Source organism: Streptomyces sporangiiformans, from assembly GCF_005768555.2.
Lineage (GTDB): Bacteria > Actinomycetota > Actinomycetes > Streptomycetales > Streptomycetaceae > Streptomyces > Streptomyces sporangiiformans.
The window spans coordinates 1-15,713 of record NZ_VCHX02000298.1 but is presented as its reverse complement, the minus strand read 5'-3'; the positions used below and the strand labels follow the sequence as shown (position 1 = coordinate 15,713).

At 70.5% G+C, this 15,713-nt stretch carries 17 protein-coding genes and 6 tRNA genes; 9 read left to right on the top strand and 14 right to left on the bottom strand.

Annotated features, from left to right (window positions below):
* Positions 1-89: 89 nt before the first annotated feature.
* The 3 genes from FGD71_RS37395 to FGD71_RS37385 all read right to left on the bottom strand — a co-directional run bounded on the left by FGD71_RS37395 (position 90) and on the right by FGD71_RS37385 (position 2,929).
* Positions 90-1,379 (bottom strand): ABC transporter substrate-binding protein, encoded by a 1,290-nt coding sequence (locus tag FGD71_RS37395; RefSeq protein ID WP_119104997.1) that lies wholly within the window; start codon positions 1,377-1,379, stop codon positions 90-92.
* A 971-nt stretch (positions 1,380-2,350) separates the two neighbouring features.
* Positions 2,351-2,422: transfer RNA gene (locus FGD71_RS37390), tRNA-Val, on the bottom strand.
* 72 nt (positions 2,423-2,494) lie between these two features.
* Positions 2,495-2,929: a TIGR02611 family protein gene (locus FGD71_RS37385; protein WP_119104996.1), complete on the bottom strand. Its 435-nt coding sequence runs from the start codon at positions 2,927-2,929 to the stop codon at positions 2,495-2,497.
* A 191-nt stretch (positions 2,930-3,120) separates the two neighbouring features.
* Between FGD71_RS37385 and FGD71_RS37380 the strand changes: the two genes are divergently transcribed.
* Together FGD71_RS37380 and FGD71_RS37375 are read left to right on the top strand one after the other, a co-directional pair.
* A complete protein-coding gene (locus FGD71_RS37380) occupies positions 3,121-3,534 on the top strand; it encodes an SsgA family sporulation/cell division regulator (RefSeq protein ID WP_003959770.1) in 414 nt (137 codons plus the stop codon).
* Between the two features lie 422 nt (positions 3,535-3,956).
* Entirely contained in the window at positions 3,957-4,514 is a 558-nt protein-coding gene (locus FGD71_RS37375; protein ID WP_119104995.1) for a CGNR zinc finger domain-containing protein, read from the top strand.
* A gap of 41 nt (positions 4,515-4,555) precedes the next feature.
* Here FGD71_RS37375 and FGD71_RS47705 read toward each other — a convergent pair whose 3' ends face one another.
* Positions 4,556-4,708, bottom strand: a complete 153-nt coding sequence (locus FGD71_RS47705) for a hypothetical protein (protein ID WP_162931332.1) — start codon at positions 4,706-4,708, stop codon at positions 4,556-4,558.
* A gap of 189 nt (positions 4,709-4,897) precedes the next feature.
* Positions 4,898-5,350: a hypothetical protein gene (locus FGD71_RS37370; protein WP_119104994.1), complete on the bottom strand. Its 453-nt coding sequence runs from the start codon at positions 5,348-5,350 to the stop codon at positions 4,898-4,900.
* A gap of 222 nt (positions 5,351-5,572) precedes the next feature.
* Between FGD71_RS37370 and FGD71_RS37365 the strand changes: the two genes are divergently transcribed.
* Positions 5,573-6,097 carry a DsbA family protein gene (locus FGD71_RS37365; RefSeq protein WP_119104993.1) on the top strand — a complete coding sequence of 175 codons (525 nt, stop codon included), beginning with the start codon at positions 5,573-5,575 and terminating at the stop codon, positions 6,095-6,097.
* Positions 6,098-6,167: 70 nt separating this feature from the next.
* On the opposite strand, the gene FGD71_RS37360 is transcribed toward FGD71_RS37365, so the two are convergent.
* From FGD71_RS37360 to FGD71_RS37350, 3 genes are all read right to left on the bottom strand, one after another.
* Positions 6,168-6,992 carry a GNAT family N-acetyltransferase gene (locus FGD71_RS37360; RefSeq protein ID WP_181359355.1) on the bottom strand — a complete coding sequence of 275 codons (825 nt, stop codon included), beginning with the start codon at positions 6,990-6,992 and terminating at the stop codon, positions 6,168-6,170.
* A gap of 61 nt (positions 6,993-7,053) precedes the next feature.
* A complete protein-coding gene (locus FGD71_RS37355; RefSeq protein ID WP_119104991.1) occupies positions 7,054-7,875 on the bottom strand; it encodes an aminotransferase class IV in 822 nt (273 codons plus the stop codon).
* Positions 7,872-8,969: a chorismate-binding protein gene (locus tag FGD71_RS37350; RefSeq protein WP_119104990.1), complete on the bottom strand. Its 1,098-nt coding sequence runs from the start codon at positions 8,967-8,969 to the stop codon at positions 7,872-7,874. The genes FGD71_RS37355 and FGD71_RS37350 overlap by 4 nt, the downstream gene beginning before the upstream one ends.
* Before the next feature lie 155 nt (positions 8,970-9,124).
* Here FGD71_RS37350 and FGD71_RS37345 point away from each other — a divergent pair.
* The 5 genes from FGD71_RS37345 to FGD71_RS37325 all read left to right on the top strand — a co-directional run bounded on the left by FGD71_RS37345 (position 9,125) and on the right by FGD71_RS37325 (position 9,615).
* A tRNA-Gly gene (locus tag FGD71_RS37345) sits at positions 9,125-9,197 on the top strand.
* Between the two features lie 38 nt (positions 9,198-9,235).
* Positions 9,236-9,309: transfer RNA gene (locus tag FGD71_RS37340), tRNA-Cys, on the top strand.
* Between the two features lies 1 nt (position 9,310).
* Positions 9,311-9,382: transfer RNA gene (locus FGD71_RS37335), tRNA-Val, on the top strand.
* Positions 9,383-9,404: 22 nt separating this feature from the next.
* Positions 9,405-9,476: transfer RNA gene (locus tag FGD71_RS37330), tRNA-Val, on the top strand.
* A 64-nt stretch (positions 9,477-9,540) separates the two neighbouring features.
* Positions 9,541-9,615: transfer RNA gene (locus FGD71_RS37325), tRNA-Val, on the top strand.
* A 69-nt stretch (positions 9,616-9,684) separates the two neighbouring features.
* Here the strand turns inward: FGD71_RS37325 and FGD71_RS37320 are convergent.
* The 4 genes from FGD71_RS37320 to FGD71_RS37305 form a co-directional block, all read right to left on the bottom strand.
* Positions 9,685-9,978: a TFIIB-type zinc ribbon-containing protein gene (locus FGD71_RS37320; protein WP_119104989.1), complete on the bottom strand. Its 294-nt coding sequence runs from the start codon at positions 9,976-9,978 to the stop codon at positions 9,685-9,687.
* 72 nt (positions 9,979-10,050) lie between these two features.
* Complete coding sequence (locus tag FGD71_RS37315) at positions 10,051-10,998, bottom strand: aminoglycoside phosphotransferase family protein (protein WP_119104988.1); 948 nt, start codon at positions 10,996-10,998, stop codon at positions 10,051-10,053.
* 181 nt (positions 10,999-11,179) lie between these two features.
* Entirely contained in the window at positions 11,180-11,389 is a 210-nt protein-coding gene (locus FGD71_RS37310) for a hypothetical protein (protein ID WP_119104987.1), read from the bottom strand.
* A 242-nt stretch (positions 11,390-11,631) separates the two neighbouring features.
* Positions 11,632-11,871 carry a hypothetical protein gene (locus FGD71_RS37305; protein ID WP_119104986.1) on the bottom strand — a complete coding sequence of 80 codons (240 nt, stop codon included), beginning with the start codon at positions 11,869-11,871 and terminating at the stop codon, positions 11,632-11,634.
* Between the two features lie 196 nt (positions 11,872-12,067).
* On the opposite strand from FGD71_RS37305, the gene FGD71_RS37300 reads away from it, so the two are divergent.
* The gene (locus FGD71_RS37300; RefSeq protein WP_181359356.1) at positions 12,068-13,402 is read left to right on the top strand and encodes a serine/threonine-protein kinase; all 1,335 of its coding nucleotides are present in this window, start codon (positions 12,068-12,070) and stop codon (positions 13,400-13,402) included.
* 71 nt (positions 13,403-13,473) lie between these two features.
* Here the strand turns inward: FGD71_RS37300 and FGD71_RS37295 are convergent, their stop codons facing one another.
* Together FGD71_RS37295 and cobA are read right to left on the bottom strand one after the other, a co-directional pair.
* Complete coding sequence (locus FGD71_RS37295) at positions 13,474-14,292, bottom strand: TrmH family RNA methyltransferase (protein WP_119104984.1); 819 nt, start codon at positions 14,290-14,292, stop codon at positions 13,474-13,476.
* 64 nt (positions 14,293-14,356) lie between these two features.
* Positions 14,357-15,613, bottom strand: a complete 1,257-nt coding sequence (gene cobA, locus FGD71_RS37290; protein WP_119104983.1) for a uroporphyrinogen-III C-methyltransferase — start codon at positions 15,611-15,613, stop codon at positions 14,357-14,359.
* Between the last annotated feature and the right edge of the window lie 100 nt (positions 15,614-15,713).

The following is a 15,713-nucleotide window of genomic DNA, read 5'->3' as shown; positions in this document are numbered from 1 at the left end:
CCGCCGCCTGACGGCGGCGGGGGGACCAGGACGCTTCTCCGGGGCATCCGGCGGAGAGTCCTTGATGAGCGTCGTCACTGCTGATCCCATCAGGCGGCGAGGGCGGTCTTCGCCTCGGAGAAGAACTGCTTCACCGCGGCGGAGACCTTGGTCTTGCCCGTCGACATGTCAGCGGCGATACGCAGGAAGGCGGCTTCCACGGTGTCGGCACCGGCTGGGTGCGGGGTAATGGTCCCGAGGACCCCGGCCGCGGCAACGTCCTCCTCGTACTTCGCGATCGCCTGCTGGGGGGCGTCGGTCGGCTTGTACGCGTCGAACTGCTCGGTGGTGGCGAGGATGCCGCGGTCGTAGCCCATGATCTTGCCGACCTCGGGGTCGTGCACCATGAAGTTGATGAACTGGGCGACTTCCTTGGGGTGCTTGGTCCGCGCGGAGGCGCTCAGCATGAGCGAGGAGAGGTACTGGCCGGTCTCCTTGCCGTCGGTCGTGGGGATCGGTGCGAGCCCGTAGGCGCTGTCGCCCTCGGTGGTGTAGCGCACCGTGAAGTTGTCCCAGGTGAACTCGGACGCCCCGTCGCCGGAGGCCAGCGCCGACTTGGGCTTGAGCTGCTCGACCTTCTTCGGGTCGGTGATGATCCCGGCCTTGACGCGGTTGTACCCGTCCGACCACCACTCGGTCAGATCGGCCTCGTCGAAGCCGAGCCCGTCCTCCGTGAAGAACGCCTTGCCGTTCTGCCGGAGGTAAAGGTCGTACAGGTACATGATCCCGAAGTAGCCGGTGTCACCCGACACCTTCTGGGTGTCGCGGATCTTCTTGAGGGCGGAGAAGTACTCGTCCCACGTCCAGCCCTGCTTGGGCTTGATGCCGGCCTTTTCGAAGACCTTCTCGTCAATGACCAGCGACATGGTGTTGGAGCCGACGGGTACGCCGAGCAGTTTTCCGTTCACCTCGCCGACCTTCTCGACTCCGGCTCTGAAGTTCTTGAGGCTCAGATTGCCCGCATCGACTTGGGATTTGAGGTCGAGGAGGACACTTCTCTTGTCGTACTTCTGCAGGAAGGCAACGGCGTTCTGGAATACGTCCGGCGGATTTCCACCGGCGGCCTGGGTCTGGAACTTCTCCCAAAAGGCCACGTAATCCTGGAAGTCCGTCTTCACCTTGATCTTCGGGTACTTCTTCTCGAAGAGCGCGATGGTCTGGTTGATGCGCTTGGCCCGCTCCTCCGCGCCCCACCAGGCGAAGCGGATCTCGACGGGCCCGCCCCCCGAGCCGCCGCCGTCTCCCCCGCAGCCCGTGGTCGCGGCCAGCCCCAGCGCCGCCACCGACGCCCCGCCCGCCTTGAGGACCGTCCGCCTCTCGACACTCCCGTTGTTACCCACAGTAGGGCCCTCCCCGCGACGTTCTCGACCGCTCCATGAATCGTTTCAAGTAAGCGCTTGCTGGCACAAGGTACGGAGGCCCTCCGGGGACGTCAATGATTCGGACAGGATTTGATGTGGGCGGGCCCGCTCGCACGAGGGTGTCAACCTGGCTGATTTGCCAGGGGAGTTGGGCGACTGCGCAGGTGGGGTGGATGGGGTCGACCGGTCGAACGGGAGTCGAGGGAAGGAAGTTGATGTGGTGTCGGACAGATTGTTGATGAGGGAGTGGGGAGTTGAGGGATGCGAGGGGCCCAGGCAGTGACAGCTCGGGGGGACGGTGAGATGACAGAAGGGCGGGCCCACCTGCCGGGGCGGCCATGGCGAGGCGGGCAACGTCCGGCGGTGCCGTGCTGAGGCGAGCTCGGCGTGTGCGGATGGGAAGCGCACGCGAAGGCACCAGGTTGCGGCAACGGCGTGGACTGCGCGCCGGGTCCCCGAGACCGCCCCGAGCTACCCGGGACGGGGCAGGGCTCCCGCGAGGCAAGAGCACCGGTTACCGCACCGGACGCAGGAGGGCGCGCAGGAGAATCCGCAGATCACAGGCTCGGAGAGCCGCAGCGCCCCGGCGGCGATCGCGCCCCAGCGAAGTGGTCCGGTCGTACGAAGTTCTCGGCCGCGCCGATCATGGCGGAAGCCGTGCCGCCGTCGCCCGGCAAACATGAACAGCCGCAAACAGCCGTATCGGCTGACAGCTCGGAGGCGGGGCAGCCGGAGAGCCGGACCGGACGAGACCGGGCCGACCGGACCCGGATGCGGTTGGCGAAGGCCCCACGGCGCTCGGCGGGGCGCCGACGCGACCTGCGCCGATACCCGGGGGGGGCGGGGTTTGGGTGGCGACCGAGGCCGGGGCTTGGGCCGGGGTCAGGCCGGCCGGAGACGACGAAGGCGGCCCGGCTGCGTTTCCGCAGGCGAAGGCCGCCAGTCATACGTGGGCGATACTGGGATCGAACCAGTGACCTCTTCGGTGTGAACGAAGCGCTCTCCCGCTGAGCTAATCGCCCGGGCGCAGGAAGAACATTACCCCATGTCAGGACGTGCTTCCGACCGCCCACCGAGCACGCGGAACCGAGCCGCTATTCCTTGATCTTCCACGGCATCTCTAAACCGAAGCGCCAGAGGTAGATCCCGACCAGGACCCCGATGATCACCAGACCGATCGTCGTCAGGATGATGTTCCGGCGCCGCACCCTGGGATCGAGCGCCCGCTGTGTCGCCTCGGTGACCTTGCGCTTCGTCCAGCGGAGCACCAGCTGCGCCCAGACGAACTCGGTCGCCCAGATCGCCATGCCGCCGAAGATGACCAGCCAGCCCGGCCCGGGCAGCGGCAGCATGATCACGCCACCCACCACGATGGCCAGCCCCACCACGAAGACGCCCACTTGCCAGCTCAGGTGGAGCATGCGCCGGGCCTTGATGAATTCCGGTGCACGGGACCCGAGCGCCCGCTCGCGTGCTGTTTCGTCGGCCGCCGTCACGACCTTCCCCGTTTCGTCACTCCCCGTATTCATACGGCCAAACCCTACCGGACAGAAACCAGTCACCGGAATGGTCGTACGCGACGAACGCATACTCGGCCGGATGAGCTACGTAAAGACACGCAAAACACTCAGAGGGGTTTACAACGGCACCGTAGGTGGCATGTCGATTTCGCCGACGTGCGAATCCCCGAGCGCACACTGAGCGAAAGGCCCTGGCGCTTATGAACACCACGGTCAGCTGCGAGCTGCACCTGCGCCTCGTTGTGTCGAGCGAGTCCTCACTGCCTGTTCCCGCAGGACTGCGGTATGACACGGCCGATCCCTACGCCGTGCACGCCACCTTCCACACCGGAGCCGAGGAGACCGTCGAGTGGGTGTTCGCCCGCGACCTCCTCGCCGAGGGCCTGCACCGGCCCACGGGTACCGGCGACGTCCGCGTCTGGCCGTCCCGCAGTCACGGTCAGGGCGTCGTCTGCATCGCCCTGAGCTCCCCGGAGGGGGAGGCTCTGCTCGAGGCCCCGGCGCGGGCCCTGGAGTCGTTCCTGAAGCGAACGGACGCCGCCGTGCCCCCAGGCACGGAACACCGCCATTTCGATCTCGACACGGAGCTCTCGCACATCCTGGCGGAAAGCTAGGGCGAGGCCCCGCACAAAGCCGCCCGGCGCCGTCCACTCGGGGAGACGGCTCGGGCTCAGACAACCGCATATGGCACACACCGGCGCCGTCGCCGCGGACTCCCGCGGAGGCGGCGCCGGTGCGCGGTGCCGGTCCCAGTGCCGGTGCGTGGTGCCGGTGCGTGGTGCCGGTCCCAGTGCCGGTGCGTGGCGCCGGTGCGTGGTGCCGGTCCCAGTGCCGGTGCGTGGTGCATGGTGCCGGTGCGCCGGCTCGACGTATGTTCGACTCCACCGGACGTACGCTCGACACCATCACCTGTGCCAGCCGCTCCGCAGGTCCGGCTGTTCGACGCGGCCGGCGCCGAGGCCTCGTGTCGCACAGCCGCTAGCATCGGCGAGCATCGGCGGGCGTCCGCCCGACCCCCCAGGCCAGGGAGCGAAACGTGCTCATCACCCACGACACCCGGTGCTCCCTCGACACCGTGGTCGATCTGGTGAACACCGCACCGGAGGACGACACGACGGACGGGCTCGCGAGTATCGCGGCCCTGAACGATTTCGTACGAACCCACGAGATCAGCGATGTCGGCACGCTGTCCGAACTCGATCTCTCGGCGGTGCGCAAGATCCGCGGGCGCTTCGCCGGGGTCTTCGCGGCGTCCGACGCCCGCACCGCCGCCGCACTGATCAACGAGCTGGTCGCCGCGGCGGGCACCACGCCACGGCTCACCGACCACGACGGCTACGACTGGCATGTGCACTACTTCGCGCCCGGTGCGTCCGTCGCGGACCATCTGGCGGCCGACTGCGGAATGGCTCTGGCGTACTTCGTGGTGGCGGGGGAACAGGAGCGCCTGCGGCGCTGCGAGGCGCCCGACTGCCGGCGTGCCTTCGTCGACCTCTCCCGCAACCGCTCCCGCCGCTACTGCGACAGCCGGACCTGCGGAAACCGCCTGCACGTGGCCGCCTACCGGGCGCGGCGCAAGGAGGCGGCCGGCTGACGGAGCCCTTGGCGGGTGACGCCAGGGACTCCGCATACGGCTCAGAGCAGCAGCAGATCGTGCAGCGAAGCCATGAGCAGGAGACAGCCGATCACCGCAAGGAAGATCATCAGCGGTGGCTGGGAAAGTGCGAAGAGACAACCTCGCCGCTCCTCGGGAGGCACGGCGGCGTCGCTCTGTGTTGTGTCCAGCATCTCGCGGGCGATGATGGCGCAGCTGAGACTCCCGAGGCGATCAACACGCCCGGAAAATGGGGTAGTTAGCCGAAATCCGTGACGCGACTGTCCAGCATCTGGGATAGAGGGCCGCGACGTGGGGCGCCTTCCGTGCGCCGTCCGGCTGACTGTGTCGTTTCAGAACGGCATATCCGGTGCCCGTCGGCGTCAAATGCCGTGCTTCTTCAGGATGGCTTCGATGTCGCTGAAGTCGTCCGCCGAGTCGGCCGCGCGGGGTTTGGCCCTGGGCTCGGGACGGGTCGCCGGGGGCTTCGCCGGCCCCAGCGAGGGCGCCGAGGCCGCGGGAGCGACCGCCTCGCGCCGTGCGGCCCGGGCGGCCGCCTTGCGCTCTTTTCGTGTCCCGCCGCCACGCCGCTCGACGGCGCGCGTCGTCACGAACAGCAGCCAGGAGGCGCCGAGCACGCCGAAGCCCGCCCAGGCCACCGGACTGAAGGCGGTTTCAGCCACCCACTCGACGGCCCCGGTCATCACCAGGCCGAGGGGGACCAGCGAGTACGCCACCAGGCGGGCCGCCATGAGGAAGCGCTTGCGATACGCGGTGACCGCGGCGATGCCCAGGCCGGCCGCGGAGACGGCGGAACAGACGGTCTCGGCAATCATCCGGTCCTCCAGGCAGGGATGGGTCGAGCGGCTTGCTGCGTCCCTTCCATCCTGCACCGCTCCGTGCCCGGTATGCCATGGTCCGAGCAGACCCTAGGGTCATCTCCGGGTCGCCTCCTCCTCAGGGCTCGGTAGGGGGCTGTAAGGCCCGGTAGGCGTCTGCAAGGCCGATGGGCGTCTGCTCTGCAAGGCTCGGAGGGGCGCTGTAGGACACTGGTCCCCATGAGTGACTCCTCCCCCACAGGCCCCGTCGTCCCCGTCCTGGACGTGTGGTGCGAACTCCAGTGCGCCGACTGCCGCAGCGCCCTCGACGACCTGCGCGCGCTGCGGGCCCGCTACGGTGACCGGCTGGAGCTGCGGCTGCGGCACTTCCCGCTGGAGAAGCACAAGCACGCGTTCGCGGCCGCGCAGGCCGCCGAGGAGGCCGCGGCACAGGGCCAGGCCTGGCCGTACGTGGAGGCGGTGCTGGGCCGCGTCGAGGAACTGGACCGCGGGGGCGAAGCCTTCCTGGTGGAGGTGGCTCGCGAACTCGGCCTGGACGCCGAGGAGTTCGACACCGCCCTGGTGGACGGCCGGCACATCCTGATCGTCGACGCCGACCAGGCCGAGGGCAAGGCCATCGGCGTGACCGGCACACCGACGTACGTCATCGACGGTGAGCGCCTCGACGGCGGCAAGAGCCAGGAGGGGCTGCGCGAGCGCGTCGAGGCCATCGTGGACCGGCTGCTGGCCGGGCAGAAGGCCTGACCTCCACGGACGCTGGGCGGCCGCCACCAGCTCGGGCGGCCTCCACGACCTCCACTGCCCCCTACGGCCTCTACACCAGGCTCTTGTAAACGTGGTAAGTGGTCGTCTCGTAGCCGAGTGACTCGTAGAGCCGCTCGGCCGGGGTGTTCCCCGCGAAGACGTTCAGGCCGATCCTGGTCCGTCCGGCGGCGATCGCCTGCGCCTCCGCCAGCAGCATCAGCGCACGGCCGTGCCCCCGGCCCCGGTACCCTTCGTCGGCCTCCACGTCGTAGACGAACGCGATGCCGTCGCGTGCCGCCAGCCACAGTGTGCCCACCTGTGTGCCTTCGTGTTCGAGGACGCTGAACACCTTGCCCTCGGTGGCGAGCCCGCCCCGCAGCGCTGTGGCATGGTCCGGCTCTGCCTTGGCGCGGGCCTCGGCCTCGGGCACGCCACGGTCGATGAGGTCGCGGACGTAGGCCTCCTTGCCGCGCTCGAGCCAGGGCGCGAACTCCGCCTCCGTCATCGGGCGGCTCCGGCTGCCGGCGGGCAGCGCGGGCGGGGTGTCGCCGAGCGGCTTCTCCATGTTGCGGGAGCGCACCACGTAACCGAGCGCCGTGGCCAGCCGCAGAGCTGCCTCCGCGGCGGCGGGCACCGCCGCCTCGATCCGCCGGCAGCCCCAGCCTCGCGCCACCTCCTCGGCGGCGAGCGCGGCCACGGTGCCCCGTCCCCGACGGCGGTCCGGTTCGTCGATTCCCAGCTCACGGATCTGGGCGACGGACGGGCCGAAGGCGGGGTGGGTCGCGAGGTGTATCGCACCGACGGGACGGCTGTTCACACACACCGTGTAGTGGCGTGACAGCGCCCCGTGCGCTTCGCGCTGAAGCGGCTCGGTCGGCCGCAGGGTCGTGGTCATCAGGGGTGTTCTACCCGCGGAACGCCTTCACGTCATCCGGTTGAGGCCGCCGGCGTGCACGTCACGGGTCCAGGTCGTTCCCGGCCCGCTCGTCGAAGATCCGCATGGCCTTGGCGGTCACCGGCCCCCGTGCACCCGGGAGTTCGCGCGAGTCGACCCGGTGCACGGCCTGCACATCGCGCAGTGTCGAGGTCAGGAAGACCTCCTCGGCGCGTTCCAGCACATCCAGCGGCAGGTCGGTCTCCTTGGCGCCGGTCCACGCGACGGTGAGGGCACGCGTGATGCCCGCGAGACAGCCGGAGGCGATCGGCGGGGTGTGCAGCTCGCCGTCGACGACCACGAAGACATTGGACCCGGTGCCCTCGCACAGTTGCCCCACGGTGTTCGCGAACAACGCCTCGGACGCCCCCTGTTCGCGCGCGCGGGCGAGGGCGACGACGTTCTCGGCGTACGACGTGGTCTTGAGGCCGGTGAGCGCGCCGCGCTCGTTACGGGTCCAGGGCACGGTGATCACGGCGGTGGAGTCGGGACGGCGCGGGGACTCGCCCAGGGCGACGACGAGGGTCGGACCGTGCTCGCCGCGGTCGGAGCCGAGCGGGGAGACACCGCCGGTGTACGTGATCCTCAGGCGCCCGAGCGGCATCGGGTTGGCCTCCACGACGGCGGCGCAGGCCCGGCGCACCTCGTCGAGGTCGGGCTCGGGCAGCCCGAGTCCGCCGGCCGAGCGCGCCAGGCGGTCGAGGTGACGGGTGAGCGCGAACGGCCGGCCGTCGACCGCCTTCACGGTCTCGAAGACGCCGTCGCCCACGGTCAGTCCGTGGTCGAGGACGGAGACACGGGCCGACTCGATGTCCTGCAACCCGCCGTCGAGCCAGATCTTCACCTAGGGGTCCCTTCATCAGCGTCGTACGCCCCTGCTGCACCGTACGCCCCTGTATACGTCCGCGACGTATACGCCCCCGACGCTACAGCGAGCAGTCGCGCGGCTTTCAGCTCGGTCTCCTGCCACTCACGCTCGGGGTCCGAGCCCCAGGTGATACCGGCGCCGGAGCCGAAGCGCAGCACGGCGGCGCCCTCGGCGGACCGGTCGATCCAGAAGGTGCGGATGCCGACGGCCAGCTCCCCGGTCCCCCGGTCGGCGTCGACCCAGCCGATGCCACCGCAGTACGGGCCGCGGGGCGCGGTCTCCAAAGACTCGATGATCCGCAGAGCACTGGACTTGGGGGCTCCGGTGACGGAGCCGGGCGGAAACGTCGCCTCCAGCAGTTCCGGCCAGCCCGCGTCCTCGCGCAGCTCGCCGCGCACCGTCGAGACGAGGTGGACCAGGCCGGGATGCTTCTCGACGACGCACAGGTCGGGGACGGTCACGGTGCCGGTGGCGCAGACCTTCCCGATGTCGTTGCGGACGAGGTCCACGATCATCACGTTCTCGGCGTGATCCTTCTCCAGGAGGTCCGCCTCGGTGTGTCCGGTGCCCTTGATCGGGCCGGATTCCACGATCCGGCCGGCACGGCGCAGGAAGAGTTCGGGGGAAGCGGTGGCCGTCTCGACGCCATGATCGCGGAGGCGGATCGTTCCGGCATAGGGTGCCGGGTTGCCACGGGCGAGCAGCGCGGTGAGCGCGTCCACGTCGGCGTCCTCGGCGACCGGTGCCGACAGGACCCTGCAGAGGTTCGCCTGGTAGACCTCACCGGCCGCGATGTACTCCCGTATACGGCCCACGCCCGCCGTGTACGCGGCGTGGTCGAGCGAGGACGTCCAGTCGTCCACCGACGGACCCCGCCACTGCCCCGGCATCGGCGCGGGCACGGGCTCGTGACGTACGTCACGGAAGCGGGCGCACACGAGACGCCCCTCGAAGGAGGCGGACACGGCCCAGAAGCCACGGGAGTCCAGGGCCGCCGGGTCGCTGGTCACATCGAGGAGGCCGGTCGCGACCAGGCCGCCGAAGCGGGCGAGAGCAGGGAGGTCGTGCACGGCTGTGAGTCTATGGTGGGTGACCTCCCGGCGCCTCGGCCGCGTCTCCTCGCGGTCGCACCGCAGCACGCTGCACAAACGCGTTTTTGTACTGGCCCCGGAATCCGCTAGAGTTCAACACGTCGTCGGGACGCGCAAGCCGACCGAAACGACAGGCGGACGTAGCTCAGTTGGTAGAGCGCAACCTTGCCAAGGTTGAGGTCGCGAGTTCGAACCTCGTCGTCCGCTCGCAGGAGCAGGGGATCTTCCCGACCCCCGGCATACCTGGTGGAGTGGCCGAGAGGCGAGGCAACGGCCTGCAAAGCCGTCTACACGGGTTCAAATCCCGTCTCCACCTCCAAGGACGATTAGCTCAGCGGGAGAGCGCTTCCCTGACACGGAAGAGGTCACTGGTTCAATCCCAGTATCGTCCACTGGTCCGGCTCACCGGATCCCGCGCGATTAGCTCAGCGGGAGAGCGCTTCCCTGACACGGAAGAGGTCACTGGTTCAATCCCAGTATCGCGCACGCACCATGCACTACCAGCGGGCCCCGTCGCACGACCGACGGGTCCCGTATGCGGTTCCATCCCGCGCGATTAGCTCAGCGGGAGAGCGCTTCCCTGACACGGAAGAGGTCACTGGTTCAATCCCAGTATCGCGCACCAGCCGAAGCCCCCGGCCGTCTCGTACGGCCGGGGGCTTTGTGGTGCTCAAGTCCTGCTCCCGAGGGGTGCTCAGGAGGAGAAGAGCATGTGGCCGAAGCTCTTGTGGCGCTTGTGACCGTAATGACCGCCATGGCCTCCGTGGCCACCGTGCGGGGCGCCCCACGCGGGTGCGGGAGCGGACGGGTAGGCCTGAGGGGCGGCCGGGGGCGGCGGCGCGGGCTGCTGCCACTGGGACTCCATGCGGGTCAGCGACTCCAGCTCGCCATAGTCGAGAAAAATGCCGCGGCAGCCGCTGCACTGCTCGATCTGGACGCCGTTGCGGTTGTACGTGTGCATGGGCGCTCGGCACTTCGGACACTGCATGTCGGCTCAACTCCTCGCCGGTCGGTACTGCTTCGCCAGGACAGACACTGCCCGGCTTCGGTCGGTTGCACCCTACTTCGACGGACCCGGTGACAACTCCGGCGGGTGAGCGGCCATTCGGTCACAGGCGTCGATCACGGCCTGCTCCACCTCGTCGAGCGGACGGCCGGCCTCCGCCGCCTTCGCGATCGCCAGGGCCGCGGTCTGCACGCTGAGCGCGCGGGCCGGGATGTCCAGCGCGGGCCAGGGGTCGGCGTCCGCGGGGACGGCAGGGCCGTCGGCCTTCTGATACGCCACCAGGAACCGGGTCCACTCGTCGGGCGGAAGGAGGCCGCAGGCGAACCAGGCGGCGGGCCGGGCGAGATCCCACGCGGGCTCGCCCCACCCGAGGTCGTCGATGTCTATCAGCAGCCACTCGCCGGCCGGGGCGCGAACGAGCTGGCCCAGGTGCAGATCGCCATGGCACAGCGTGGGGCGGTGCGGCATCGATGCCTCACCCCTGGCCCAGGCGGGCAGCACGGACCAGGCACGCAGGACCGGGGCGGCCGCGGGGTGCGGGCCCGCGGCTCGGAGGCGGGCGACGGCGCGGGCCGCCTTCGCCGGGCCGCGCATCGGAGGGAGGCCGGGCGGGAGGACGGCCTCAGGTGTCCGGTGGAGGCGGGCGAGGAGAGTGGCGGCGTCCTCCCAGGGGGCGGCCTCAGGTGTGTCGGGGTCCACGGGGGTTCCGTAGGGCCAGAACGTGACCAGGCGGCCGTGCAGGTCGACGGCGCTCTCGCCGAGGGGCGGCAGCAGGACGCCGTTGAGGGCCGGGTGCGCGGCGACGGCCATACGGGCGGCCAGCTCGTCGGTGTCGGTGCCGGGGGCGTGCGCCTTCGCCACGGTGTCGGCGTGCCGGACGACGGTGCCGTCGGGGCGGTCGGCCAGGACGGTGGTGTCCGTACCGCAGCCGCACCGGTCCGCTGCCGGGTGGACCGCGGCTCGCACTCTCGCGGTCAGCGCGGGCACAACGCCTGCGGTCACTCGGATCCTCCTGAGGTCGTACGTCGCCGGATCTGCCCCGCGAGCGTACGCAGACAAGAGCAATGCCCGCGCAGCTCCCCAGCTGCGCGGGCATTTGTGCCGTCCGCCGCACCCCCGTCCCCACGGGGTTTCATGGCCGGATGTCCCCGCCCGGACCGCTCTTCCGGGCCTGGGGCGCCGCTCAGCGCCCCAGCATCACGCCCACGGACGACGCCTGTGTGACCACTGCCTCCCAGCCGCCGAAGACGACCACGAGCAGGGCTGCCAGGGGGAGGACCATGGCCGTCGCCACCAACGGGTGGCGCTGGCCGGACCGGCGGGTACCGAACGCGGCGATGTACGCCCTGCGTCCCCGCGTGCGGGTCATCGTCTGCGATGCCGTGTCCGCCATGGCCCCTCTCCTGACCTTTTGTTGAAAGCTCTTGTTGTCTGGCAGCGGCGGGTGTCTGACCTCGGGGGACGAGTGCTGCACCCGCCGCTTGACCTCAAATCTAGGCGGGCGGGGCCCGCGGGGCGTCATGCCCTCGTACCGATTGCCGGGCCTCCCGGAGGATGAGCGGTGACCTGGTGAGTACTCCCCTGGGTGGAGACGAGGACCTAGGTCTCGGGGTCTTCCCGGAGGGGACGCCCGATCTACCCGGTCTGCTCCGAACTGTCCTCCCGGGGGACAGGCTGTTCGACCAGGGCAAGCACCCGGTTCGCCATGAAGCGGGCCGTGCGGACCACGGATCCGGAGCGAGTGACTTCGCTCACTTCCACCACTCCCCTGCGGACCGCCGTCTCCACCCGTCGGCCCGCTCGGCTCGCCACCACCTCGTAGGTGCGCGTCGTGTCCCCCGCGTCCACGACTATCTCCACGCGATCACCCTTCACTGATCCAATCCCCCTTCCGCGACGGACGGTTGGGCATCCGGGGAGCTCAACGCGCCCTGGCTCCCCCGTCCCCTGACCGTCCTTCAAGTTTCCCACCGGGCACTGACAATCGATCGGGCGGCGAGGGCGCGGCCTCTGCGCGCGCCCGGCCGCGGAAACGTAAGCTGTGGCTCGTCAAACGGACCGGGCAGCGGGGATGGACATGGCGATGATGCGCCTGAGGCGCGAGGACCCGCGTGTCGTCGGCTCGTTCAGGCTTCACCGACGGCTCGGCGCGGGTGGGATGGGCGTGGTCTATCTGGGCTCCGACCGGCGTGGCCAGCGGGTTGCTCTGAAGGTGATCCGGCCGGATCTGGCGGAGGACCAGGAGTTCCGGTCGCGGTTCGCCCGCGAGGTGTCGGCGGCGCGGCGGATCCGGGGTGGGTGCACCGCGCGGCTCGTAGCCGCCGATCTGGACGCGGACCGGCCCTGGTTCGCGACGCAGTACGTCCCCGGGCCCTCACTGCACGACAAGATCGCCGAGGAGGGGCCGCTCACCGCGGCCGAGGTCGCCGCCGTCGGCGCCGCCCTCTCCGAGGGGCTCGTCGCCGTGCACGAGGCCGGGGTCGTGCACCGGGATCTCAAGCCGTCGAACATCCTGCTGTCCCCGAAAGGGCCGCGCATCATCGACTTCGGCATCGCCTGGGCGACGGGGGCGAGCACGCTCACCCACGTCGGTACGGCGGTGGGGTCGCCCGGATTCCTCGCGCCCGAGCAGGTGCGGGGTGCCGCCGTCACACCGGCCACCGACGTGTTCGCGCTCGGGGCGACGCTCGCGTACGCAGCGACCTCCGACTCGCCCTTCGGGCACGGCAGTTCCGAAGTGATGCTCTACAGAGTGGTGCATGAGGAGCCGCAGTTGAAGGGAGTGCCGGACGCGCTGGCTCCGCTCGTACAGGCATGTCTGGCGAAGGATCCGGAGGAACGGCCCAGCACGCTCCAACTGTCGTTGCGGCTCAAGGAGATCGCGGCCCGTGAGACGCACGGGCTGGGCGACGCGCGGCCGCCCGCGCCGCGCACGAGCGAGGGCGACCGGCCGGCGGGCCGGGTCACCGAGAGCTACTCGGATCAGCGCACCCAGCGGCGTACCCAGGGCACTCCCCCGCCTTCGCGGAGCGGTACGCCGTCGCGCTCGGGGTCGCGGCCGACGCCGTCGCGGGGCAACTCGGCCCGCTCGACGGGTGGCAGGTCCACACCGGTACGCAGTGGGGCCGGGCGTACGGCGCCGCGCACCACCGGTGCCGGGCGGCGGCCCGCCAACCCCCGGCTGCTGCGGCAGCGGCTCTTCGTGTTCGTCGTGGTGACGCTGCTGGTGGCGCTCGGGATCGCGGCCGCGCAGGGGTGCCAGGCTACGGAGCGCGGGCTCGGCGGTGCGGGCGGTGCGGGCGTGTCGGAGCAGCGGAAGCAGGAGCGCGTGGCGCCGGACTACAAACCGCTGGACGGACCGCTGATGTCCGAGCGGTACGACTCGACGCTGGACATCTCGAGGTGAGACGGCGGGGCGCGCCGGGTGGTGTCCGACACTTGCCAGGCCTGCGGGCCGCCCAGTCGACCAGTCGAGCGCTAGGTCTGCGGGCGGCCCGTCGCCACCGCGTAGAACGCGACCGCGGCTGCCGCGCCCACGTTCAGTGAGTCGACGCCGTGGGCCATCGGGATGCGCACCCATTCGTCCGCGGCCACCAGCGCCTGGGTGGACAGGCCGTCGCCCTCCGCGCCGAGCATCAGGGCGACGCGGTCCATCCGGTGCGGGGCCACCTCGTCGAGGGTCTTGGCCTTCTCGTCGGGGGTGAGCGCCAGGAGGCCGAAGCCCGCCTCGCGGACCGACTCCAGGCTCCTGGGCCAGGAGTCTAGACGCGCGTACGGGACGGAGAAGACCGCGCCCATGGAGACCTTCACGCTGCGACGGTAGAGCGGGTCCGCGCAGTCCGGTGAGAGCAGCACGGCGTCCATGCCGAGAGCGGCGGCGGAACGGAAGATCGCACCGATGTTGGTGTGGTCGTTGACCGACTCCATGACGACAACCCGGCGGGCCGTCTGGAGCAGGTCGTCGGGGGTGGGCAGCGGTTTGCGCTGCATGGAGGCGAGCGCTCCGCGGTGCACGTGATAGCCGGTGACCTGCTCCGCGAGTTCGGGGCTGACCGCGTACACCGGGGCGGGCAGCTCGTCGATGACGTCGCGCATGACGTCGACCCACTTGGCGGAGAGCAGCATCGAACGCATCTCGTAACCGGCGTCCTTGGCCCGTCTGATGACCTTCTCGCCCTCGGCGATGAACAGGCCTTCGGCGGGTTCGCGCTTACGGCGCAGCTCCACGTCGGTCAGCCCCGTGTAGTCGCGCAGACGCGGGTCGTCAGGATCCTCAACGGTGATGAGATCGGCCACAGGGGTGATACTGCCTTGTCCTGAGTGTGCTGCCAACGGCTGGGACCGTGTGTGTTACCCCCGGTTACGCGGAGGTCGCCGGGCGCCCGGTCGTGGTGGCGTCCGGGCCCACGTTCACCACGTCGCCGATGACGATGACGGCCGGCGGCTTCACGTCCTGGGCGCGTACGGTCTCGGCGACCGTTTCGAGGGTCGCGTCCACCCGGCGCTGCGCGGCCGTCGTGCCTTCCTGAATGAGGGCCACGGGGGTGTCGGGCGCCTTGCCGTGCGCGACGAGCGTCTCGGCGATCTTGCCGATCTTGTCCACGCCCATCAGTACGACGAGGGTGCCGCGGAGCTTGGCGAGCGCGGGCCAGTCGACCAGGGAGCGGTCGTCGTCGGGGGCGACATGGCCGCTGACGACGGTGAACTCGTGGGCCACGCCGCGGTGCGTGACAGGGATTCCCGCGGCACCGGGCACCGAGATCGAGCTGGAGATGCCGGGCACGACCGTGCAGGCGATGCCCGCCTCCGCGAGAGCCTGGACCTCTTCCATCCCGCGGCCGAAGACGAAGGGGTCGCCGCCCTTCAGGCGCACCACGGACTTGCCCTGCTTGGCATGCTCGATCAGCGCGTTGTTGATCGCTTCCTGCGCCATGAAGCGGCCGTACGGGATCTTCGCCGCGTCGATCACCTCGACGTGGGGCGGGAGTTCGGCGAGCAGGTCGCGCGGGCCCAGGCGGTCCGCGATGACCACGTCCGCCTCGGCGAGGAGGCGGCGGCCGCGGACCGTGATCAGGTCGGGGTCGCCGGGTCCGCCGCCGACCAGGGCGACGCCGGGGGCCCGGGTGCGGTGGTGGGGGGCCACGAGAGTGCCGTCGCGGAGCCCTTCCACGACCGCGTCGCGGATGGCCGCGGTGTGGCGGGGGTCGCGGCCCCGGGCGTTCGTGGTGAGGACGGCCACGGTGACGCCCTCGCTGTGGCCTGTCGCCGGGGTCCAGGCTGTGGCCGCATCGGCGTCGTCGGAGCGTACGCACCACACTCGGTGGGCCTCCGCCTCGGCCGAGGCCCGGGTGTTCGCGTCGTGGTCGCTCGTGGCGATCAGGGCGTACCAGGCCTCGGCGAGGTCGCCCTCCTGGTACGCGCGCTTCGTCCAGGTGAGCTCGCCCGCGTCCGCCATCGCCTCTACGGAGGGAGTGGCTTCCGGGGATACGAGGTGGAGGTCCGCGCCCGCCGCGATCAGGGCCGGGAGGCGGCGCTGGGCCACCTGGCCGCCGCCGAGGACGACTACGCGGCGGCCGGTCAGGCGGAGGCCTACGGGGTAGGCGGGGTTTTCGGCCATGGCGGTGCGGCTCCTCGTGGGGCGGTGCGAGACGGGCCCCTGCGGCTCTGGAGTGGCCCTGACATGCGGATTTTACGGCGCGGGGTGGTGGGTGGCTGGG